The sequence below is a fragment of the Pseudomonadota bacterium genome (assembly GCA_016719885.1).
GTDB lineage: Bacteria > Pseudomonadota > Gammaproteobacteria.
In genome coordinates, this window is sequence record JADJYF010000001.1 from 14,712 (window position 1) to 35,622 (window position 20,911).

Sequence of the window (20,911 nt, forward strand, 5' to 3'; positions counted from 1 at the left end):
GGTAGCCGAGGCGGCTCACGAGGTCAGCACCACACCGCTGGCGGCATGCCAGGACAGCCACACCTGGTCGTCCCACTCGATGCGGTCCGCGGCGTGGCGGATGAGATTGGGCTGCGTGACCTTCACCGACATGCCCGAGGCGAGCTTGACCTTGAACACCGAGATGTCGCCCATGTAGGCAATGCCATCGACCTGGCCGGCCACGCAGTTGGCACTGGTGTCGGCCGGCGGCTCGCGGCTGATGGTGATTTTTTCCGGCCGCAAGGCCACCCATAGCGTGCCGCCCGGTGACGCCGCCACGCCGTGGTTGATGTACAGCGTGCAATCGGCGTTGGTCGAGCGGATGCGCACGTAGTCGTTGTCTTCGTCGATGATGTGCCCTTCGAAGATGTTCACCGAGCCGATGAAATCGGCGACGAAGCGGCTGTTGGGGAATTCGTAGATCTCGCTCGGCGTGCCGGTCTGCACGATGCGGCCGTGATCCATCACGCCGATGCGCGAGGCCAGCGTCATGGCCTCTTCCTGGTCGTGGGTGACGATGATGAAGGTCACGCCCAGGGTGTCCTGGATGTTCATCAATTCGAACTGGGTCGATTCGCGCAGCTTCTTGTCGAGCGCCGCCAACGGCTCGTCGAGCAGCAGCAGCTTGGGCTGCTTGACCAGCGAACGCGCGAGCGCCACGCGCTGGCGCTGGCCGCCGGACAACTGGTGGGGCTTGCGACGCGCAAAGCCGGACAGCTTGACCAGTTCCAGCATGGCCTCGACCTTGTCGCGGATCTCCTGGCGCGGGCGGCTCTCCTGCTTCAAGCCGAAGGCGACGTTGTCCAGCACCGTCATGTGCGGAAACAGCGCGTAGGACTGGAACATCATGTTGACCGGGCGCTGGTAGGGCGGAATGCCGGTCATGTCGACGTCGTCGATGAAGATGCGCCCGGCGCTCGGTTCCTCGAAGCCGGCCAGCATGCGCAGCAGCGTGCTCTTGCCACAGCCCGAGCCGCCGAGCAGGCAGAACAGTTCCTTGTGGTAGATGTCGAGCGTGACGTCGTTGACCGCCACGAAGTCGCCGAAGCGCTTGCTGACATGCTCGATGCGCACGTAGGGCCGCGCGCCCGGGTCGGTCCACGGCGTCGGCTCGCGGCGCTCGGCGCCCGGCGTGTCACTCATGGGGCCGGGCACGTCTTACTGGTTGGTCTTGATGCGCGTCCAGGCGCGCGTCACCTGCCGGTCGTAGTCCGGCGGATTGACCACGTTCGGGAACAGCGTGGCGCGCGTCGCCTCGTCGGGATAGACCGCCGGGTCGTGCACCACCTCCGGATCCATCTTGGCGGTGGCGGCCTGGTTGGCGTTGGCGTACTTCACCTCGTTGCTGATGGCCGCCGCGACCTCGCCGCGCAGGATGTAGTCGAGGAACTTGTAGGCGTTCTCGACGTGCGGCGCATCCTTGGGGATGGCCATGGTGTCGAACCACATGAGCGTGCCTTCCTTGGGAATGACGTAGGCGATTTCGTTGCCGTTCTTGGCTTCCCGGGCGCGGTCGCGGGCCTGGAAGATGTCGCCGCTCCAGCCCATCACCAGGCACAGTTCGCCGTTGGCGAGGTCGTTGAGGTATTGCGATGAGTGGAAATACTTGATGTGCGGGCGCACCTGCATCAGCGCCGCCTCGACCTTGGCGAGATCCTCGGCGGTCTGGCTGTCGGTCGGCAGCTTGAGGTAGCGCAGCATCAAGGGCACCACTTCGCTGGGCGTATCGAGCATGCTCACGCCGCAGTCCTTGAAGCGCGCGACGATTTCGGGTTTGAACAGCATGTCCCAGCTGGTGATCGGGGCATCGTTCATGCGTTCCTTGATCTTGGCGACGTTGTAGCCGATGCCGTCCGTGCCCCACAGGTAGGGCAGCACGTAGGCATTGTCCGGGTCGTAGCCGGCCAGCGCCTTCATGATCTCCGGATCGAGGTTCTTGTAGTTGGCGAGCTTGTTCCGGTTCAGGCGCTGGAAGATGCCGGCCTTGATCTGGCGCGCGACGAAATTGGCCGACGGCACCACGATGTCGTAACCGGTGTTGCCGGCCAACAGCTTGGCTTCCAGCACCTCGTTGCTGTCGAACACGTCGTAGCGAACCTTGATGCCGGTTTCCTTTTCGAAATTGGCGACAGTGTCCGGCGCGATGTAATCGGACCAGTTGTAGATGTTCAAGACCTGTTCCTCGGCCGACGCGGCCGGTGCCGGCGCAGGGGCGCTGCTTGGCGCGGGCGCGGCGGGCGCGGCAGTGCCGGCGGTGTTTGCGCCGTCGCCGCCGCCACAGGCGCCGAGCAACAGGCTGAGTGCGGCAGGAACGACAAGACGCAAACGCAGGTGCGACATCAGGATTACCTTCGATGAGATGACAGGATGGGGTTCAGGCATGGCCGCGCACGGTATCGAGCGTGAGGTCCAGGCAGCGGCGCGCGAGCGTCACCAGTTCGTCGATTTCCGCGCGGCTCATGACCAGGGCCGGCGCAATGATCATGGTGTCGCCCACCGCGCGCATGATGAGGCCGTGCTCGAAACAGAAATCGCGGCACACCGTGCCCACTTCGCCGACCGGCGTGTAGCGCTGGCGACGGGCCTTGTCGCGCGTCAGCTCCAGCGCGGCCATGAAGCCGACGCCGCGCACTTCGCCGACCAGCGGATGGTCGGCCAGTTCGCGCAGCCGCGCCTGCAGGTAGGGGCCGGTGTCGTCGTGCACGCGCTCGACGATGCGCTCGTCGCGCAGGATGCGCACATTGCGTTCCGCCACCGCGCAACAGGTCGGATGGCCGGAGTAGGTGTAGCCGTGATTGAACTCGCCGCCGCGTTCGATGAGCACGCGTGACACTTCGTCGCTGACCATCACGCCGCCGATGGGCAGGTAGCCCGACGACAGGCCCTTGGCGATCACCATGAGGTCCGGCGTGTAGCCGAAATGCTCGCAGCCGAACCAGCGCCCGAGGCGGCCGAAGCCGCAGATCACTTCGTCGCTGACCAGCAGGATGCCGTACTTGCGGCAGATGCGTTCGATCTCCGGCCAGTAGCTGGCGGGCGGCACGATCACGCCGCCCGCGCCCTGGATGGGTTCGCCGATGAAGGCCGCGACCTGGTCGGCGCCGATGGCGAGGATGCGTTCTTCGAGGCGGCGCGCGGCCACCAGGCCGAAGGTGTCGGGATCCATGTCGCCGCCCTGTTCGAACCAGTAGGGCGGCTCGATGTGTTCGATGCCGGGGATGGGCAGGTCGCCCTGCTCGTGCATGTAGCGCATGCCGCCCAGGCTCGCGCCCGCCATGGTGCTGCCGTGATAGGCCAGCCAGCGGCTGATGATGACCTTGCGCTGCGGCTGGCCCTGCACCTGCCAGTAGTGCCGCACCAGGCGCACCACGGTGTCGTTCGCTTCCGAGCCGGACGAGGTGAAGAACACGTGGTTGAGATGCGCGGGCGTGACTTCCGCGAGCAGCGCCGCCAGCGCCAGCGTGGGTGGCGTCGCGGTCTTGAAGAAGCTGTTGTAGAACGGCAGTTCCAGCATCTGCGCGTGGGCCGCCTCGGCCAGTTCACGGCGGCCGTAGCCGACGTTCACGCACCACAGCCCGGCCATGCCGTCGAGAATGCGCGCACCGTCGGAATCCCACAGGTACACACCCTCGGCGCGCGTGATGATGCGCGCGCCGCGCGCGTGCAGGGCGCGGCTGTCGGTGAAGGGATGCAGGTAGTGGCGTCGGTCCAGATCCTGCCAGGCGTGCGTGTCGTGGGATGGGGCAAGCGTGCTCATGCTCGGGCCGGGACTCTCAAGGCATCGGCGACCCGACGGCCGCTGTGAAGCATCATTAACATGTTTCATCTGGAGCGTCGAGCCAGGCCCGCGCGGTCGCCGCCAACGCGCCTTGCGGGCACGCGCGGCCAGCGCGCATGATGGCTCGGCACCGCGCACATCGAGCCTCGCAAGCCGCCACTCAGCATGTCAGCCGACCTCCCATCCCATTACGCACGCAGCGCCGGCCCGCGCCCGCCTTGCGTGGCGCTCGACGGCGACACGCACTGCGACGTGGCGGTGGTCGGCGCCGGCATCACCGGGCTGTCCGCCGCCCTGCATCTCGCCGCGCGCGGCTACCAGGTGGTGGTGCTGGAGGGCGCCGAACTCGGCGCCGGCGCCTCGGGCCGCAGCGGTGGCCAGGTATTGGCCGGCTACGCCTGCGGCGTCGCCACCCTGCGCGCGCAACTCGCGGACGCCGACGTCAGGCGACTTTGGGACATGTCGCGCGAGGCGGTGCAGCTGACGCGCGATCTCATCGCCCGTCACGCCATTGCCTGTGACTGGCGCGAAGGTCACGTCGACACCGCGGTCAAGCCGCGCCAGCAACGCGAACTGGCGGAGATGGCCGCGACCCTGGCGCGAGTCTGCGGCGACACCCGCCTCGAATTGCTGGAAGGCACGGCGCTCGCGCGCGAAGTGCGCAGCGCGCGCTATTGCGCCGGCCTGTACGACCCCGACAGCGGTCATCTGCATCCGCTCAACTACACGCTGGGGCTCGCGCACGCGGCGCTCGCGAGTGGTGCGCGGGTCTACGAACACAGCGCGGTGACGGCCATCGACAGCGGCCGGGAGCTGCTGTTGCGCTGCGCGCGCGGCACGGTGCGCGCGCGCTACGCGGTGCTGGCGCAGAACACCGGTCGCCCGGTGCTCGATGCGGGCCTGCGCGCCAAGATCATGCCGGTCGGCACCTACATCGCCGCCACCGCGCCCTTGGGCGTGGAACGCGCGCGCGCGCTGCTGCCGAACAACGCCTCGGTGTGCGACATCAATTTCGTGCTGGATTATTTCCGCCTGTCAGCCGATCACCGCCTGCTGTTCGGCGGGCGCGTGAGTTACTCGGGCATGACGCCGCCCAACCTCGCCGCCTCGATGCGCGCGCGCATGTTACGGGTGTTTCCCGAACTTGCCGACGTGGCCATCGATTCGGTGTGGGGCGGTGACGTGGACATCACCATGAATCGCGCGCCGCATTTCGGCACCCGCGATGGACGCATCCTGTTCGCGCAGGGCTTCTCGGGCCACGGCATGGCGCTGACCGCGCTGGCTGGCAAGCTGATGGCGGAAGCGATTGCCGGCCAGGCCGAACGCTTCGATCTGTTCAGCCGTCTGCGCCACCGCGATTTTCCCGGCGGCCCGTGGCTGCGCATGCCGATGCTGGTGCTGGCGATGGCGTACTACCGTTTGAGGGATCTCCTGTAGGTGCGAATTCCTTCGCACGTTACTCGCGGGCGTGCGACTGAATGCGCACCTACAGGATGAAATCGCCGGAGGTGAAACCAATCAGGCTGGTGAAGTCGATCTGGAAATCGGCCACCGCATCGCCGTTGACGTCGCCTTCGACCACGGTGTGATCGAGGCTCGTGCCCGATTCGTTGAACAGCTTGTAGTGCAGTTGGCCGGCAACGTGGCCGAAGTTCGAGCGGCCGATGAACTTGAAGGCGTTGTTGCTGCCGCCGGTGATGGCGTCAATGCCGGACAGGTCGATGTGATCCGTGCCATGCAGGAAGTCGCGGATGAGATCGCGCGTGGTGGCGCCGGCGGACTCGGTGAGCGCGTTGAAATCGAACAGGTCGGCGCCGGCGCCGCCGGTCAGTTGGTCCTTGCCGCCGGCGCCGGTCAGGGTGTCGACACCGTTACCGCCCAGCAATTTGTCGTTGCCGTTGCCGCCCAGCAGCTTGTCGTTGCCGTCGAGCCCGCTGAGGATATTCGCGCCGCGGTTGCCGAGCAGGGCATTGTTGGTTGCGTTGCCGGTGGCGTTGATGTTCGCCGCGCCCAGCAGCGTGGCGGTGGTGGCGCCGCTGCCGAGCGTCACGCTCGCCGAGCACAGCACCTCGGCGTTGCCGGCGAGGTCTATCTTGACGTTGTCGTCCGCCGTCACGGTGCAGTTCACCGCTCGGCTCAAGGGGCCGCCGTGAAATTGCACCTGGTAGCTGCCGGCGGCAACGCCGATGCTGTAGTTGCCGGCGGTGCCGGTGGTGTCCTTGCCGGCGGTCACGCCGGCCTTGATGACGTCCACCAGCACGCCCGAACGCTGTTCGCCGATGTCGTAGAAGTTGTCGCCGTCGGCGTCGGTGATGGCGACGCCCGAGATGAACACCTTGCTGCCCGAGCGCGCGAAATTCTGCGTGGCATCGACCGAGTCGAAAGCCTCGGACTGGCCTTCGAAGACGAACGAGCCACGCTTGATGCCGATGCCGAGTTCACGGAAATTGGTGCTCAGGATGTTCAGGCGGTGCGGGGCGCTGTCGAACAGCCCCTCGTGGTTGGCGAAAGTGAAGGTGGTAACGTCGGCAGTGCCGGCGGTGCCGTTGATGGCGATGTTTTCGCCCAGGGAGCCACCATTGGGGAAGGTGTAGCCGGCCTTCTGGATGCGCGAACTGGGCGTGCCGTCGCCGATACCTTCATGTTCGAAGCGATCGTGATCGAGCATGAACTGGCTGTGTGCGCGTGCGGCGTCGACCAGTTTGTCGTTGGGCGCCAGCGGTGCCTTGGGCGTGCCGTTCAGCGTGCCGGCCGCCAGGTTCTTGTTGAGGTCGATCCCGAATCGCTTGGCCTCCAGCAGCGGATCGAGCCGCGCGCGGTTGACCAGTTCGAGCATCAGTTGTTCGTGGACGGAAAATTGCGCCATGGGGGTCGGTCACCCTGTCGTGGGCCGCGGCTCGGCCGTGCTCGGCAAAGTCTAGAGCGAGCGTCCGTTTACGATGGTCAAAGAATGTAATTTTCGGGAACAGGAGCACATATTGGCTCCAGCGCATCACCGATGCACGCCTGGCGACGGCGTGTGACAACATGGACTCGCTGTGGCGCCGCGCGGGACGGGCTAGACTTCCAGCAGTGACGACAGACACCGATGGCGACATCATGATTCGTTCGACCTTGCCTGGCATCTCGAGACTGGCCATCGCCGCCGTGCTGGCGCTGCTCGCGGGCGCTGTCTCCGCGGTGACCGTTCACACCTGGGTGGATGCCGACGGCGTGCGCCATTTCGCCGATGCGCCGCCCACTGCCGAGGGCGGTGTGGCCAGCAGCGAGATCTCGGTCGACGGCGGCGAGGGATCGGTGTCGGAGGATCTCGATTACTACTCCATCACCAATCAATGGCAGCGCTTGCGGGCCGAACGCGAGGCCGAGGAAGCGCTGGACCTGCAACGCGGGCGCGCTGACGGCGCGCAGCCGCCAGCGCCGCCGCCGATGCAGGACGATGTGCCGCGCTCGGTGTTCTACCCGAGCTACTACTACGGACTGCCGCCGCGCGGCGGCCCAATGTATCCCTGGCCGGCGGATGTCAGCGGTCCGCCGTCGCCGCGCAATGCCTTCGTCAACAAGCCACCGCCGGTGTGGCCGCGCGAGCGTTGAGCGCGGCGCTACCTGGCGCGCTGGATCACGAAGCGGTAGACGCCGTCGCTGACGCTCGCTTCCAGCAGCGGGTGACCGCTGTTCTTGCAGAAGGCGCGGAAATCGGTATCGGACGCCGGGTCGGTGGCCAGCACTTCCAGCGTTTCACCGACGGCGATATCGCGCAGGGTCTTCTTGGTCTTGAGGATCGGCAGCGGGCAGTTGAGCCCGGTGGTGTCGAGTTGCAGGGTGGCCATGGTCATGAGGTCTCGCGACGGCGGTTCGTGGCCACAGTATGCGGGATTGCGGTCGTCGGTTAAGCGGACTGGGCGCGCGGCTATACTGGGGCGGCATCGTGCGCGGCGGGTGCTTGGTTACGGTGTGCGACTAATTCGCGCTGCTCGTCTTTCTGTGGGTCAGCTTTCTGACATTAAGGGGCGGACGACGAAGGGTTCGCCTGAATCGTCAGACTGAAGTCTGACCCACAAACGACTGCCGCCAGGCCGGCAAGCACGACATCCAAGGGGGAGAGCATGATTCACGGTATCAATCACGTAGCCATATCCACGCCCGACATCGAACGCTCGGCGGCGTTCTACATGAATCTGCTGGGCTTCGAGGAAGTGTTCCGCTTGAACTGGGACATCGGCCACCAGGCGCTCGATGCCATCACCGGGCTGCGCGATTCGTCGGCGCGCATCATCATGCTGAAGTGCGGCAACGCCTGCGTGGAATTGTTCGAATACCGTACGCCCACACCCAAGCCGGGGGAGGCGGCGCGACCGGTGAACGATCACGGCATCACCCACCTGTGCGTGCAGGTCACTGACATCAATGCCGAGTACGCGCGTTTGAAAGCCGCCGGCATGCGCTTCCACTGCGAACCGCAGACCGTGGGCGGCGACATCTGGGCAACCTATGGTCGGGACCCCGATGGCAACGTGGTCGAGCTCCTGGAGGCGCCCGCCAACAGCGCGCTGGCGGTGGTGGCGGCCTGAGGCCCCATGAGTCTGCGCGAAAGCCTGGTGATGGCCGGGCCGCAGGCATTGGCATGGGGCGGGCTCGCCATCGGCGTGGTGTTCGGCGTGGTGGTCGAACACACGCGTTTCTGTGCGATGGGCGCCCTGTCCGACTGGCATGGCTTCGGTGACAAGCGGCGGCTGCGCGCCTGGCTGTTGGCCACGGCGGTGGCGGTGCTCGGCGCCCAGGGGCTGCATGCCGCCGGCGTGGTCGATCTCGGCCTCAGCATGTATCTCGCGCCCAGCCTCAACTGGCTGGGCAATATCCTGGGCGGCCTCCTGTTCGGCATCGGCATGGTGTTCGCGGGCGGCTGCGCGAGTCGCAACCTTACGCGCCTCGGTGGCGGTGACCTGCGCGCGGCGGTGGTCTTGGGGGTGATGGGCGTCGCCGCTTACATGACCCTGGGCGGCGTACTCGGCCCGGCGCGCGCCCTGCTCGAGCAACTCAGCGCCGTCGAACTGCCGAGCGGCGCGAACGCATCGTTGGCGTCGCTGCTCGCCGTGGCCATGGAGATCCCGGCGAGTTGGGCGCGCGCCGCGCTTGCGGTTCTGCTGTCGGGCGCGCTGCTGGTCTACTGCCTGTCCGATGCCGCGTTTCGCGCCTCGCCGCGCTTGCTGGCGGGCGGTCTCGGCGTGGGTCTGTGCGTGTGCGCGGCGTGGGCGTTGACCGGCCTCGCCCATGATGAATTCGCCGACCAGCCCGTGCCGCCCCAGGGGCTCTCTTTCGTGCGCCCGACCGGGGATGCGCTGGAATACCTTGAGCGCTACACCGCCGCCCCGGTGCCGGCGTTCGGCGTGGCCACGGTGTTCGGCACGGTGCTCGGCGCGGGCCTTGCCGCGTGGCGCGCCGGACGCTTCAAGTTCATCGGTTTCGCCAACAGCGGCGACACGCTGCGCAATCTCGCCGGCGCGGCCATGATGGGCGTCGGCGGCGTGGTGGCGATGGGCTGCAGCATCGGCCAGTCAGTGACGGGCGTGTCGACGCTGGCCGCCGGTTCGGTGCTGGCGGCACTGGCTTTGATGGTCGGTGGCCTGTTGGGCCTAAGGCTGCTGGAGCGCGTCCTGTAGGTGCGAATTCATTCGCACACCCGATACCGAACGAAGCTCCCGCCAAGGCCTGCGCCTTCTTCGTGGGTCAGACTTCAGTCTGACATTCCATGTCACTTACAGCTTGCCCAGGATCTGCTGCGCGCGCGTGAACATCGGCATCACGCCGAGACCAATCTTCTCCCACGCCGGATCGTGGCGTTGGCCACGGCGATGCAGTTTCACGTTCAGGCAGGCGATACAGGCCAGACGATAGCCGGCCAGCGCCTGGTACCAGGGGATCTCGTCGTAGCGCTTGCCCACGCCCTGTTCGAACAGCGTGCGCAGACGCTCGGGCGAGAGCGGGTGGATGGGGTGATAGACGGGCGTCCAGTTGGCGGCGTCGGCGATCATCATGAGCCAGCCGATGTCGAGCAGCTTGGCGCCGATGCCGGAGATCTCCCAGTCGATGATGCCGGTCAGCTTGCCCTGGTGGTAGAGCAGGTTGCCGGGCTGGTAGTCACCATGGAACAGGCCCACGGGCTCGCCGTCGGGCAGGCTCGCGAGCAGCGCTTTTTCCGTTGCTTCGGCGGCGCGGGTCCATTCCGGCTCGGGCGCCTGTGCATAGATGCGTTCCCAGCGCGTGATCTGATCGGTGAGGGCTTCGGGTTGTTCCCAATCGGCGAGATGGGTGCGCCAGTCGAACTGGTGGAGCTGGGCCAGCGCCGTCGCGCATTGTTCCCACAGCGGTTCGGCGGCGGCGGGCGTGCGTTCGAACACCGCCGGCGGATCCCATACGAAGAACACGCGGCCCGGCAGGCGTTCCATGATGATGAACGGCACGTCGAACCACGGGTTGTCGTCGTAGGCCCACGGCACCTGCGGCACCGGCACACCGGCCTTGTGCAGCGCGCGCATCAGGGGCGCCTGGCGATAGACGTCGGTGTTGCCATGACGGCGCACGCCCTTGGGCGGCAGCTTGACGACGTAGCCGGTGGTCGCGCCCTCGGCGTCGACCACCTCGAACAAAAACGTCAGGCCGGCATGGCCGTCGGATTCCTGAACGTTGACCACGCGCGCGGCGCTGCCGAGTTCGGCATTGATGAAGGCGGCAAGGCCGGAGCGAAGTTCTTCGATGTCCACGACAGGGTTCCATGCTGGTTCAAGGGTGCGCTCGAATCATAACGCAGGCGTTCGAGCGGCAGTGGCGCACCGTGCTGCGCCACCAATGGCAGGGGCGATGGCTTCAGGCCTCGGGCGGCGGTGCCGGGTACCATTCCTCGGGGGCCGGCATGGGCTTGTCGGTCGGGATGATGAACAACTCGGCGGTGGTGGTGGTGGCCTCTTCGGTGTCGAAATAGGCGTAGGGCACCGTACCCTGCCAGGTACCGGACTGGATCATCTTGAAGCCGCGCTTCTCGAATTCCGCGCAGCGCGCAGCCCAGCTCATGTCGCCGCAGTGGAAGGCGGTGTGGTGGATGCCCTCGCCGTGGCGCTCGAGGAACTCGGTGTAGATGCTCGGGCCGAGGGTCGGCTGGATGATTTCCCACATCATGTTGCCGTTGAACGCGAGGCAAAGTTTCATGGCATATTCGGCCGGCTTGCCGCGGAAGGTCATGTCGCTGACGGTGGTCTTGTCGAAGGTGTAGACCGCCCACGGGCCGATGCCGAGCTTGAGCATGCCGTCCATGGTGCGGTAGATGTCGCGAGTCACCACGCAGATCTGCATGGTGTCGCTGAGAAAGCTGTTGCTGAGCGTGTTGGCGCTGGTGGTGGTTGGCTTGGCGGCCATGCTGGTGTCTCCCCTTGGTGCTCAAACTGGTGTTGTGTCGGCTCCGGAATCGGCGACAATACGGCGGCGTATAGCCATGACCCGCAGCGGTCCGCATCCGAAGTCTCGAGGATACCTAATTGAATCTCCTGCATAACAGCTTTAAGGACATGATGAACGACGTGGTCGACTACGGCAGCTGCTGCGAATGCGGCAGTTGCGTGGTGGTGTGCCCGCACAATGTCATCGAGTACGTGGACGGAAAACCCAAGCAGACCGCCAAGGAATCCGCGGCGTTCGACTTCTGCGGCGTCAGCGAAGGCGCGGGCTGCGACGTGTGCGCGACGGTGTGTCCGCGCCTGTGGCCGCGCGAATCCCATCTGAAAGACGCGGTGTTTGGCGAAGAGCGCGGCATCGAGGACATCTTCGGCGTGTTCAAGCACATCTTCGTGGCACGCGCCAAGCGCCCCGATATTGCCGAAGTCGGCCAGGACGGCGGCGTGGTGACGGCGCTGCTGGCGTGGGCGCGCGAAAGCGGCCGCATCGACGGCGCGGTGGTGTCGGCAGTCGGCGCCGAGGACAAGCCCTGCTTCCCGACCCCCAAGGTCGTCACCACCGATGAAGAGATCCGCGCCAGCGCCGGCAGCTGGTATACCTACTGCGCCAACAACCTGGCCTTGAACGAGGTCGAGGAGCGCGATCTCAAGCAGGTGGCGTTCGTCGGCGTGCCGTGCCAGATCACGCCGCTGCGCAAGATGGAGCACATGGATCCGAGCTTCCTCATCGGCGACAAGAAGAAGCCCAAGATCATCGGTCGCCAGCGCGGCTTCCTGCGCGGCTACAGCGATCGCGTGGCGTTCAGCGTCGGCCTGTTCTGCACCGAGGTGTTCAGGCCCGAACTCATGACCGACCGCATCGAAAAGCAGATGGGCATTCCGCTCACCGAGGTCAAGCAGTTCAACGTCAAGGGCGAAGTCTTGATCTACCAGAAGAACGGCGACATCGGCCGCATTCCGCTGGAAGAGGCGATGCACGAATACCAGCGCCCGGAATGCCGACATTGCGGCGACTTCTCGGCCGAGATGGCCGACATCGCCTGCGGTGGCGTGGGTACCGACCGCGCCACCATCGTGGTGCTGCGTACCCAGAAGGCCGTCGACGTGTGGCGTGAATTCCAGGCCTCGGGCCAGGTGGAAGTCGAGCCCATCAAGGACAACAAGCGCGCCTGGAACATCCTGCTGCGCCTGGCGCGTCGTCAGCGCGAGCGCATTCCCGCCGGTCCGAGCCGCGGTGGTTCGGCGCCGGGCATGCCGCAGTACAAGGCCGCCGACGGCGCGGCCATCGCCCTCACCAAGCTGACGCCCGGCGCGCTGTCGGAAGACGAAGTGAAGGCGAGCCTGGCAGCGGCCTACGGCGATGAAGCGCGGCCGACCGAGACGGTGGCCTACATCGCCGGCAACCCCATTCCCGGCGACCCCGGCGAAGGCACGGGCGAGAAGCGCAAGCTGCCGCCGCCCTTGGCGCCCGAAGCCGGCGGCGCGCCGCCGGACTGGGTGGCGCCGACCGCCTGAGTCTTGCCGGGTGCGAATGAATTCGCACCGATGGGCCATGACTGCATAAGCAAATCCGAAATTGTTCTGCGCGGCGCCTTGGCGCGCCGCGCATTCATCGTTAGTCTGGCCGCAATGCAATCGCGCGGCGCCCGCCCTTTCCCTACAACGTGATCCGTCTTCGTCCACACCGCGTGCCGTTGCTGGCGGCCTTGTGCATGTGCATCGAGAGCGTGTGCGCGGCCGATTACGTGGTGGAGAATCACGGTATCGCCAAGCCCTTGAGCAGCGAGCCTGGCGATGCCGCGCGCGGCGCCAAGGTGCTGGCCGATCGCGAGCTCGGCAATTGCCTGGCCTGCCACGCGGCGGCCGTCAACGAGGAGTTCTTCGGCACCACCGGCCCGTCGCTGCTTGGCGTGGGCGAGCGCCTCGGCGAGGCGCAACTGCGCTTGCGCATCGTCGATCCGAAACGCGTCAATCCAGCGACCATGATGCCGGCCTACTACCGCAGCGAGGGCCTCTATCGCGTGCTGCCGGAATTCGCCGGCAAGACCATACTCACGGCACAGCAGGTCGAGGACGTGGTGGCTTTCCTGATGACGCAGAAAACGGCGCAGTGAACGCGCGAGGAAGCATGATGACCCCCGATGCTGTTGGCGTGGCGCCGAGCGCGTCGCGTCGCGCCCTGTTGCAACGCGCGCTGCTGGCCGCCGGCCTGTGCGGGCCGCTGGCAGCGCTGGCGGGCGAGACCGACAACGGCGCGGCAGCGGCCGTGGCCAAGGTCCTCATGCAGCGCACGCCGCTTGCCGAGGGCATCAAGTTCAATACCCCGGCCATCGCCGAGAACGGCAACACGGTGCCGATAAGCATCGAAGTCGAGGGCCGGTTCAGCGCCGACCGCTACGTGAAAGCCATACACGTGTTCGCCGAAGCGAATCCCGCGCCCGAGGTCATTTCCTTCCATTTCACGCCGCGCAGCGGGCGCGCCAAGGTCGCGACCCGCATCCGTCTCGCACGCACGCAGCGCGTGGTGGCGCTGGCGGAATGGTCCGATGGGCGCGTGCAGGAGGCCATCAACGAGGTCAAGGTGACGATAGGAGGCTGCGGTGGCTGAGTCGGACAAGGGTCTGGACAAGCCGCGCGTCAAGGTGCCGACCAGCGTTACGCGCGGCGAGCCCTTCGAAGTCAAGGCGCTGGTCTCGCACAAGATGGAGTCGGGGCAACGCAAGGACGAAAAAACCGGCGAGAAGATCCCCACGCCGCATATTGAATCGATTCCAATGCACGCTCGATGGCGACGAGATTCTCGCGGTCACGCTGCATCCGGCGGTGTCGGCCAATCCCTACCTGTCGTTCTACGCGACCGCCGACAAGAGCGGCGAGATGCGCTTCCTGTGGAGCGACGACGACGGCAGCACGCTCGAAGCGCGCGCGCGCATCGAGGTCAAGCCTTGAGCGCCATGCGCGTATCGGCCGTGCTATGCGCGTGGCTGCTCGCCGGCGCGGCGCTGGCCGCGGAACACGAGTGGGGCAAGTACGCGGTGGACGGGCGTCGCAGTGGCTACACCTACGCCGCGCCCGAGACCCGCGCCATGCAGGACGACGAGTTCGACAACCCGGGCTCGATGTGGGTGGCCAAGGGTGAAGACTTGTGGAACGCCGTGGACGGAGCCAAGGGCAAATCCTGCGCGAGTTGCCATGCCGACGCCGCCGACTCGATGCGCGGCGTGGGCGCGCGCTACCCGTTGGTCAGCAAGAGCGGCAAGCTCCTCAACCTCGAACGGCGCATCAACCTGTGCCGAGTCGGTGCGCTGGGCGCGCCGTCCTGGCCGCCCGAATCCGAGCCGCTGCTCGCCATGACGGCCTACATCAAGCACCAGTCGCTGGACATGCCGGTCAGCCCGGTGATCGACGGCGCGGCCGCGCCGTTCTTCGCCAAGGGCAAGGAAATCTACGAGACGCGGCGCGGGCAACTCGACCTCGCGTGCATCCATTGCCACGAGCAGAATCATGGCAACATGCTGCGCGCGCAGCGTTTGAGCGAAGGCATGTCCAACGGTTTTCCCGCCTACCGCCTGAAGTGGCAGGCGCTCGGTTCCCTGGAGCGCCGCATGAGCGGCTGCATGCAGGACATTCGCGCCGAGCCCTACCCGCAAGACGCCGACGAATACGTGGCGCTGGAACTCTATCTTGCCTGGCGCGCGCGCGGCCTGCCGGTCGAAACGCCGGCGGTGCGTAACTGAAGACGCGCCTAGCCGGCGCTGGCGAAACCGCGGAAGGCCGCCGGCAGGCGTTGAATGTCGGCGATGACTTCGGCCGGCATGTCCGAGGGCTGTTCGGAACTGGCGCTGGCATGCACGGTGTCGATGAGACCGCCGAAGCGCTTCGCGATGACACCCGCAATCTGGTCGTGACGACCGATGGCCGTGCAGGCTTCGAGCAGGCTGTCGGGGATCTCCCGCGCCAGCGCGTCCCAGCGCCCCTGCTTGGTCAGATCATTGAGCCGCGGCCCCAGTGCCTGTAAACCCTCCGCTTCCAGCACCGGCCAGTAGGCGGGCGTAGAGCCATAGAACGCGATGCGGTAGCGCACCCAGTCGACCATCTTGCCGACCGACGCGTCGTCGGCGCCGGTGGCGACGAAGCCGCCGCCGTTGATCTCGAAATTGGCGCGCGCGCGACCTGACTTGGCGAGGCCGCGCTCGATGGTCGGCGCCACCGTCTGTTCGAAATAACGGCGCGTGCAGAACGGATGCAGGCGCACGCCGTCGGCGACTTCCGCCGCCAGTTTCAGCATGGCCGGACCGACCGCGGCCAGCGTGATGGGCGGCAAGGGCAGTGCGCTGCCTTCCGGCACGAAATTCGGCGGCATGAGCGTGAAGCGATAATGCTCGCCTTCGTGGCGCAGCGGCGTGCCATCGCGCCACGCCGTCCAGATTGCGCGCAAGGCCGTCACCAGTTCGCGCATGCGCGGCACCGGCGCCGACCACGGCACGCTGTAGCGCTTTTCGTTATGCGCCTTGATCTGGGGCCCGAGTCCCAGCACGAAACGGCCGCCCGACGATTCCTTGAGATCCCAGGCGACGTGCGCAAGCGCCATCGGCGAGCGCACGAAGGCGAGGGCGATGCCGGTGGCGAGCTCGACCTTGCGCGTCGCCAGCGCGGCCACCGCCAGCGGCATGAAGGGCTCGTGGCGGTTCTCCAGCGAGCACAGGCCATCGAAGCCGCGTGCTTCGATGTCGGCGGCGGCACGGCTGGCCGCGGCCAGCGAATGTTGGGGGACGGTGGTGACGACGCGCATGGATTCGGACTCCGAACATTCGTTGAGGCAAGCAGTGGGATAGCGGGATTTTGCACCATCCGTGACGCCGCACATACTAGGCCAACCACCCACCCAACGCAGGGCGCAGCTTGCTCCATGGCCACCGTCATCCATTACTTCGACTACAAGAGTCCCTACGCCTACCTTGCGCAACAGCCGACCTTCGATCTCGCGCGCGCCAGCGGCGTTACGATCGAATGGCACCCCTACACGCTCAAGATTGAAAAATATCTCGGCGAGGCGGAGCTAGACGCCGACGGGCGCGACACGCGCGGCACGCGCAACGATCACCAATGGCGTCGCGTGCGGTATTCCTACATGGACTGCCGGCGCGAGGCCAACCGGCGTGGGCTCGTGATCCGCGGGCCGCGCAAGATCTTCAACAGTTCGCTGGCCCACATCGCGTTTCTGTACGCCTGCGAGCGCGGCGATTTTCGTCCTTTCCACGACGCGCTGTTCGAACGCTTCTGGCGGCGTGAACTCGACATCGAGAACGTCGCGGTGCTCGCCGCGCTGCTCGACGAACACGGTTTCGATGGCGGTGGCTTGCAGCCTTATCTCGACGGCGCGGGACGCGCGCGTTACGAACGCCTGCAGGCCGAAGCCGAAGCCGCCGGCGTGTTCGGCGTGCCGAGTTACCTCGTCGACGGCGAATTGTTCTGGGGCTTGGAGCGGCTCGAGCGCGTCAGGGAACGGCTCGAGCAGGGATAAGGTGCTCGAGGCGAGGACCACGCCAACGCCAGCGTGACCCCCGCCCGAGCGGGGAGAGCGGTATCAGGCGGCGCGCGGCAGGCTTGCCTTGCGTACCGCCGGCAGCACGTCGGTGCCCAGCAGTTCCATGGCCGACAGGACCTTGTCGTTTTCGAGGCCGCCGATGCGCGTCCAGCACAACAGTTCGTCGAAGCCGAAATCACGGCCCATGTTGACCAGCTTCTCGACGCAGTACTCGGTTTCGCCGCAGACCATCGAGGTGCTGTCGACGATGTCCTTGAAATCGAGACTGGCCGCGAGATCGCGCGCCGCGCCATAGCCTTCGTAACCGGCCACGTCGGCCTGGCCCTTGGGCGGTGCGATGTACTTGGCGATGGTGCTGTAGTACCAGTTGACGCGCGGGCCGAAAGTGTTGCGCGCCTGCTCGCGGGTCTTGCCGGGGTAGACCATGACCAGGCACGCGATCTTGCCGCCCTTGGGATCGAGGCCGGCTTCCTGGCGACCGCGCCGATAATCGGCAATGCCCTGGCGCGCGCCTTCGGCGGTCAGGCCGAATACTGTCGACATCAGCACGTCGTAGCCGAGCCGGCCGGCGGTCTCGAAGGTGCCGGGCGACAGGCAGGCCATGTACACGGGCGGATGCGGCTGCTGCAGCGGTTTGGGTCGCACGCAGATGTCGTCGAACTGGTAGTAGCGCCCCTTGTGGCTGAAGCGATCGAGCGTCCAGCATTTCTTGATGACGTCGAGACTCTCGAGAAACATCTCGCGTGACTGGCTCTGGTCGAGACCGAAACCGCGATATTCCATCGGTTGATAGCCACGTCCGACACCGAGATCGACACGGCCGTCGCTCATGAGATCGATGAAGGCGAAATCTTCCGCGACGCGCACCGGGTGGTGGAACGGCAGGATCACGACGCCGGTGCCGAGGCGAATCTTGGAGGTGCGCGCGGCGACCGCCGCCAGTGACACCTGCGGCGAGGCACAGTAACCGTACTCGGAAAAATGATGTTCGGCCGGCCAGACGGAGTCATAGCCGAGACGTTCGGCTTCCACCATCAGTTCGAGCTGGTTCTTCACCACCTGGTGTTCGGTGTAGCCGATCGGGTTCTCGAAAAGATGCAACATGCCCAGTTTCATATGCCTTCCCCTTGGCGCGTCTGGCGCCACTGTTCGAAAGCCGCGCGATGGAGGGACTTTGCTACAGGTGCGGGCGCGTGGATCTTGATCAGGATCATGTGCGGCCGTCTGCCGCGAACCGCGACGTGCAAGCATCGACAGCGCGACGCTCATTGCCGATGGCGCGGCGCTGCCACTACACTCGCGCGCATGAGCACCATGATGAACGCCGACATCAACGCCTGTCTCGCGCCGACCGCGATGGTCGACAGCCAGCACCCGGCCATCCGTGAATACGCCCATGCGCGCAGTGCCGGATGCGCTGACGACAGGCAGCGCGCGGTGGCGCTCTACTACGCGGTGCGTGACGGCATTCGCTATGACCCCTACGCGCTCGATCTCAGCGAGAGCGGATTTCGCGCCAGCGCCACCTTGGCGTCGGGGCGTGGCTGGTGCGTGCCCAAGGCGGTGCTGCTGGCGGCGGTGTGTCGCGCCATCGGCATACCGGCGGCGCTCGGTTACGCCGACGTGCGCAATCATCTTTCCACCGAGCGCATGCGCCAGTTCATGCAGACCGACGTGTTCTACTGGCACGGCTATACCGCCATCCTGCTCGACGGCCAGTGGGTGAAGGCGACGCCGGCATTCAACGTCGAGCTATGCGATAAGTTCCGCATTCGCGCCCTGGAGTTCGACGGGCGCGAGGATTCGATCTACCACCCGCTCGATCTCGACGGACGCCAGCACATGGAATACCTGGCCTATCGAGGCGAATTCGCCGATGTGCCGCTGGCGGCGATGGCGGCCGACTTCCGCAAGCACTATCCGGGCGTCAGTGACAAGCTCGCGCACGAGGACTTCGACAGCGACGTCAACGTCGAGACCCGGCGCCCGGCGTGAGCGCGTGGCTCGTGCCCATGACGCACAGCGCGTGGCGGGCACGCGCGGCGCGTTGAACATCACGAGGGCCGGACGCTGAGCGAGGCGCGCCTGCGCCTGCTGGTGTTCGCGGCGGTCGCCACCTACACCAGCGGTTTCCTGTTGTGGTATTCAGCCACGGCGCTCGGGCTCGCGCCGATGCTGGACGGGCGCGAGCAACTCGAACTCGCCGCGCGCATTGCGCACGGCGGCTTGCCGCACGAGCCGTTTTATCGCGCGGCGCTGTTTCCTTCGTTGGTGGCGTGGCTGCTCAAGGCCGGCGTCAGCGCCACGCAGCTGCCGTTCGCGTCGCGCCTGTTGAACGGTGTACTGCATCTGGCCAGCACCGGCCTGGTGTGGATGATTGCAGCGCACGTGTGGCGCACGCCGAACGCGGCGGCGCTGGCCGCCGTGCTGTTCGGCATGAATCCGGTGGTGCTGCATTTCGCCGGCGACCCGCTGGACTTGAGCTTGGCCATGACCTTCATGCTGGGCGGCGTGCTCGCCAGTCTCCACGCGCTCGATGGCACGCCGGCCTCGCGCGTGATGGCGATGGCCGCCGGCATCCTGCTCGCATGCGCGAGCCTCGCCCGTCCGCAACTGGTGGTGCTGCTGCCGATGTGGACACTGTGGCTGGCATCCCATCGCGGCGCGCGGCGCCTGCTGGCCTGGAGCGTGCCGCCGATGTTGCTGGTGCTGGCGCTGATGGGTGCGGCCAACCTTGCGGTAGGCGGTGCCTTCCAGGTTTTGCCCTGGCAGGGCGCCTACAACCTGTGGGCGGCCAACGGTCCCGATGCCAACGGTCGCTACTTCGTGCAGCGCGAGCGGCAGGCGGTATACCGCGAAGGCGGCAACCCGGCGCGTATCGAATCCGAAAGGCGTTATCGACGCGAGCAGCCCGGCGCGCCGGACGACAACGCGAGCATGAGCCGCTACTGGCAACAACGCACGCTGGCCCATGTGCGGACCGAACCGTGGACGTGGCTGACGCTCGTGGCGAGCAAGGCCTGGTACCTGCTCAACGGCTTCGAGCAATACGACATCAAGACCTACCATTTCCACAAGGCGCGTTCGCCGTGGTTGCGTTGGAACCCGCTTGGCTGGTCGTGGTTGCTGGCGGGCGCCGGCGCGGCGCTGGTCATGCATGCGCGCAACCGCCGGGCGTGGACGGTGGCGACGTTTGCCGCGTGCTACGCGGCGGGGTTGCTGCTCGCCTACGTGAGCGCGCGTTTCCGTCTGCCTCTGGTGCCTTTGCTTGCCGTGCTGGCCGGCGGGGTGCTGCATACGGCGCCCCGCGCGGCGTCGATGCGCGCCTTGGCGACGGCGCTGCTGTTGTTCAGCCTGTCGCGCCTGCCCTTGCCGCCAGGGGAAGCGGAACGCACCGTGGTGCAGGACTACCTGCTCAATGCACGCGCAGCGGCGGTGCTGGGCTTTACCGATGAAGCCTTGCGCGACGCACGGGCGGCGCTAGCCCGCGCGCCGGGCGATGCCGCCGCGCGCGAATTGCTGTGCGTCGCGGCATTCAATGCCTGGCTGCGGGCCGGAGACTATCGATCGCAAGGCCCCACGCAAGCCTGCGCCGCGGCCGCGGCGGACTCGCCGAGTGCGCAACGGGCCCTGGGCGTGCTGTGGTGGCGCGCTGGCCGGGGCGACGAAGCGCGCGCTGCGTGGGGTGCTTTGGTGACCGCCAATGGCGATGAGCGCGACGCGGCACTGGCGGCGTTGGTGATGGTCGACGGTGCGCGTCATGCGGCCGCGCTCGAACGCGGCAGCATGGCGCAATGGAGTGACGAATTGCTGCTGGCACTGGCCCTGCGCGGCGACCCGCGGGCGCGCGCCGCGCTCGCGTCGCGCATGTCGAGTGTCGAGATCGCGCGGCAGACGGCGGCGCTCACGGCGCTGTTCGCGCCGCCGTCCGAGCGCTGAGCCGCACTCAGCTGGCGCCGTGCTGCCGCGGTTGTTCGACATAGCGGGCGGGGTGGCCGATGGCCTCCTCCAGCGCCACGTAGACGCCCGCCATGAACAGTACGAACACGGCGGCGGCCAGTACATCGGGTAGTTTTTTCATGACTTCGCTCCTCGGGTGGTGGACGCGCCGGGAAT

At 66.6% G+C, this 20,911-nt stretch carries 20 protein-coding genes and 1 pseudogene; 12 read left to right on the top strand and 9 right to left on the bottom strand.

The window, feature by feature from the left end; genetic code table 11:
• Nucleotides 1–15: 15 nt before the first annotated feature.
• The 3 genes from IPM80_00090 to IPM80_00100 are packed head-to-tail and all read right to left on the bottom strand — an operon-like array spanning nt 16 to nt 3,778.
• On the bottom strand, nt 16–1,164 hold the full coding sequence (locus IPM80_00090) for an ABC transporter ATP-binding protein (protein MBK8956843.1): 1,149 nt from the start codon (nt 1,162–1,164) through the stop codon (nt 16–18).
• A gap of 15 nt (nt 1,165–1,179) precedes the next feature.
• Nucleotides 1,180–2,361, bottom strand: a complete 1,182-nt coding sequence (locus tag IPM80_00095) for a polyamine ABC transporter substrate-binding protein (GenBank protein MBK8956844.1) — start codon at nt 2,359–2,361, stop codon at nt 1,180–1,182.
• A 34-nt stretch (nt 2,362–2,395) separates the two neighbouring features.
• Nucleotides 2,396–3,778, bottom strand: coding sequence for an aspartate aminotransferase family protein (locus IPM80_00100; GenBank protein MBK8956845.1), 1,383 nt, complete (start codon nt 3,776–3,778; stop codon nt 2,396–2,398).
• 186 nt (nt 3,779–3,964) lie between these two features.
• Here IPM80_00100 and IPM80_00105 point away from each other — a divergent pair, with 186 nt between their 5' ends.
• Complete coding sequence (locus tag IPM80_00105; GenBank protein MBK8956846.1) at nt 3,965–5,239, top strand: FAD-binding oxidoreductase; 1,275 nt, start codon at nt 3,965–3,967, stop codon at nt 5,237–5,239.
• 49 nt (nt 5,240–5,288) lie between these two features.
• Here the strand turns inward: IPM80_00105 and IPM80_00110 are convergent, their stop codons facing one another.
• Nucleotides 5,289–6,668, bottom strand: a complete 1,380-nt coding sequence (locus IPM80_00110; protein MBK8956847.1) for a M10 family metallopeptidase C-terminal domain-containing protein — start codon at nt 6,666–6,668, stop codon at nt 5,289–5,291.
• 206 nt (nt 6,669–6,874) lie between these two features.
• Between IPM80_00110 and IPM80_00115 the strand changes: the two genes are divergently transcribed.
• Complete coding sequence (locus tag IPM80_00115; GenBank protein ID MBK8956848.1) at nt 6,875–7,396, top strand: DUF4124 domain-containing protein; 522 nt, start codon at nt 6,875–6,877, stop codon at nt 7,394–7,396.
• Nucleotides 7,397–7,404: 8 nt separating this feature from the next.
• Here the strand turns inward: IPM80_00115 and IPM80_00120 are convergent, their stop codons facing one another.
• Nucleotides 7,405–7,632, bottom strand: coding sequence for a sulfurtransferase TusA family protein (locus tag IPM80_00120; GenBank protein ID MBK8956849.1), 228 nt, complete (start codon nt 7,630–7,632; stop codon nt 7,405–7,407).
• A 276-nt stretch (nt 7,633–7,908) separates the two neighbouring features.
• Here IPM80_00120 and IPM80_00125 point away from each other — a divergent pair, with 276 nt between their 5' ends.
• Both IPM80_00125 and IPM80_00130 read left to right on the top strand, forming a co-directional pair.
• Nucleotides 7,909–8,373: a VOC family protein gene (locus tag IPM80_00125; GenBank protein MBK8956850.1), complete on the top strand. Its 465-nt coding sequence runs from the start codon at nt 7,909–7,911 to the stop codon at nt 8,371–8,373.
• 30 nt (nt 8,374–8,403) lie between these two features.
• Nucleotides 8,404–9,462 (top strand): YeeE/YedE family protein, encoded by a 1,059-nt coding sequence (locus IPM80_00130; protein MBK8956851.1) that lies wholly within the window; start codon nt 8,404–8,406, stop codon nt 9,460–9,462.
• Between the two features lie 96 nt (nt 9,463–9,558).
• Here IPM80_00130 and IPM80_00135 read toward each other — a convergent pair whose 3' ends face one another.
• On the bottom strand, nt 9,559–10,563 hold the full coding sequence (locus IPM80_00135) for a phosphotransferase family protein (protein MBK8956852.1): 1,005 nt from the start codon (nt 10,561–10,563) through the stop codon (nt 9,559–9,561).
• 103 nt (nt 10,564–10,666) lie between these two features.
• Nucleotides 10,667–11,212: a VOC family protein gene (locus IPM80_00140; protein ID MBK8956853.1), complete on the bottom strand. Its 546-nt coding sequence runs from the start codon at nt 11,210–11,212 to the stop codon at nt 10,667–10,669.
• A 119-nt stretch (nt 11,213–11,331) separates the two neighbouring features.
• Here IPM80_00140 and IPM80_00145 point away from each other — a divergent pair, with 119 nt between their 5' ends.
• The 5 genes and pseudogenes from IPM80_00145 to soxA all read left to right on the top strand — a co-directional run bounded on the left by IPM80_00145 (nt 11,332) and on the right by soxA (nt 14,984).
• A complete protein-coding gene (locus IPM80_00145; protein MBK8956854.1) occupies nt 11,332–12,762 on the top strand; it encodes a Coenzyme F420 hydrogenase/dehydrogenase, beta subunit C-terminal domain in 1,431 nt (476 codons plus the stop codon).
• A gap of 197 nt (nt 12,763–12,959) precedes the next feature.
• On the top strand, nt 12,960–13,361 hold the full coding sequence (gene soxX / locus IPM80_00150) for a sulfur oxidation c-type cytochrome SoxX (protein MBK8956855.1): 402 nt from the start codon (nt 12,960–12,962) through the stop codon (nt 13,359–13,361).
• Nucleotides 13,362–13,528: 167 nt separating this feature from the next.
• Complete coding sequence (locus IPM80_00155) at nt 13,529–13,855, top strand: thiosulfate oxidation carrier protein SoxY (GenBank protein ID MBK8956856.1); 327 nt, start codon at nt 13,529–13,531, stop codon at nt 13,853–13,855.
• Between the two features lie 94 nt (nt 13,856–13,949).
• A pseudogene (locus IPM80_00160) lies at nt 13,950–14,196 on the top strand (thiosulfate oxidation carrier complex protein SoxZ).
• Nucleotides 14,197–14,201: 5 nt separating this feature from the next.
• Nucleotides 14,202–14,984, top strand: coding sequence for a sulfur oxidation c-type cytochrome SoxA (soxA, locus tag IPM80_00165; GenBank protein ID MBK8956857.1), 783 nt, complete (start codon nt 14,202–14,204; stop codon nt 14,982–14,984).
• Nucleotides 14,985–14,992: 8 nt separating this feature from the next.
• On the opposite strand, the gene IPM80_00170 is transcribed toward soxA, so the two are convergent.
• Nucleotides 14,993–16,039 (bottom strand): TIGR03617 family F420-dependent LLM class oxidoreductase, encoded by a 1,047-nt coding sequence (locus IPM80_00170; protein MBK8956858.1) that lies wholly within the window; start codon nt 16,037–16,039, stop codon nt 14,993–14,995.
• Between the two features lie 117 nt (nt 16,040–16,156).
• Here IPM80_00170 and IPM80_00175 point away from each other — a divergent pair, with 117 nt between their 5' ends.
• Nucleotides 16,157–16,771, top strand: coding sequence for a DsbA family protein (locus tag IPM80_00175; GenBank protein MBK8956859.1), 615 nt, complete (start codon nt 16,157–16,159; stop codon nt 16,769–16,771).
• A 63-nt stretch (nt 16,772–16,834) separates the two neighbouring features.
• On the opposite strand, the gene IPM80_00180 is transcribed toward IPM80_00175, so the two are convergent.
• Nucleotides 16,835–17,911 (bottom strand): LLM class flavin-dependent oxidoreductase, encoded by a 1,077-nt coding sequence (locus tag IPM80_00180; GenBank protein MBK8956860.1) that lies wholly within the window; start codon nt 17,909–17,911, stop codon nt 16,835–16,837.
• A 201-nt stretch (nt 17,912–18,112) separates the two neighbouring features.
• Between IPM80_00180 and IPM80_00185 the strand changes: the two genes are divergently transcribed.
• Together IPM80_00185 and IPM80_00190 are read left to right on the top strand one after the other, a co-directional pair.
• Complete coding sequence (locus tag IPM80_00185; GenBank protein ID MBK8956861.1) at nt 18,113–18,790, top strand: transglutaminase family protein; 678 nt, start codon at nt 18,113–18,115, stop codon at nt 18,788–18,790.
• A 102-nt stretch (nt 18,791–18,892) separates the two neighbouring features.
• Nucleotides 18,893–20,734, top strand: coding sequence for a hypothetical protein (locus IPM80_00190; GenBank protein MBK8956862.1), 1,842 nt, complete (start codon nt 18,893–18,895; stop codon nt 20,732–20,734).
• Nucleotides 20,735–20,911 lie beyond the last annotated feature (177 nt).

Coding starts and splice junctions, on each gene's coding strand:
- IPM80_00105 (MBK8956846.1), top strand. CDS start 3,965: ATGTCAGCCGACCTCCCATCCCATTACGCACGCAGCGCCGGCCCGCGC.
- IPM80_00175 (MBK8956859.1), top strand. CDS start 16,157: ATGGCCACCGTCATCCATTACTTCGACTACAAGAGTCCCTACGCCTAC.
- IPM80_00110 (MBK8956847.1), bottom strand. CDS start 6,668: ATGGCGCAATTTTCCGTCCACGAACAACTGATGCTCGAACTGGTCAAC.
- IPM80_00130 (MBK8956851.1), top strand. CDS start 8,404: ATGGCCGGGCCGCAGGCATTGGCATGGGGCGGGCTCGCCATCGGCGTG.
- IPM80_00185 (MBK8956861.1), top strand. CDS start 18,113: ATGAACGCCGACATCAACGCCTGTCTCGCGCCGACCGCGATGGTCGAC.
- IPM80_00155 (MBK8956856.1), top strand. CDS start 13,529: ATGCAGCGCACGCCGCTTGCCGAGGGCATCAAGTTCAATACCCCGGCC.
- IPM80_00100 (MBK8956845.1), bottom strand. CDS start 3,778: ATGAGCACGCTTGCCCCATCCCACGACACGCACGCCTGGCAGGATCTG.
- IPM80_00180 (MBK8956860.1), bottom strand. CDS start 17,911: ATGAAACTGGGCATGTTGCATCTTTTCGAGAACCCGATCGGCTACACC.
- soxX (MBK8956855.1), top strand. CDS start 12,960: ATGTGCATCGAGAGCGTGTGCGCGGCCGATTACGTGGTGGAGAATCAC.
- IPM80_00095 (MBK8956844.1), bottom strand. CDS start 2,361: ATGTCGCACCTGCGTTTGCGTCTTGTCGTTCCTGCCGCACTCAGCCTG.
- IPM80_00090 (MBK8956843.1), bottom strand. CDS start 1,164: ATGAGTGACACGCCGGGCGCCGAGCGCCGCGAGCCGACGCCGTGGACC.
- IPM80_00125 (MBK8956850.1), top strand. CDS start 7,909: ATGATTCACGGTATCAATCACGTAGCCATATCCACGCCCGACATCGAA.
- IPM80_00170 (MBK8956858.1), bottom strand. CDS start 16,039: ATGCGCGTCGTCACCACCGTCCCCCAACATTCGCTGGCCGCGGCCAGC.
- IPM80_00140 (MBK8956853.1), bottom strand. CDS start 11,212: ATGGCCGCCAAGCCAACCACCACCAGCGCCAACACGCTCAGCAACAGC.
- IPM80_00120 (MBK8956849.1), bottom strand. CDS start 7,632: ATGGCCACCCTGCAACTCGACACCACCGGGCTCAACTGCCCGCTGCCG.
- soxA (MBK8956857.1), top strand. CDS start 14,202: ATGCGCGTATCGGCCGTGCTATGCGCGTGGCTGCTCGCCGGCGCGGCG.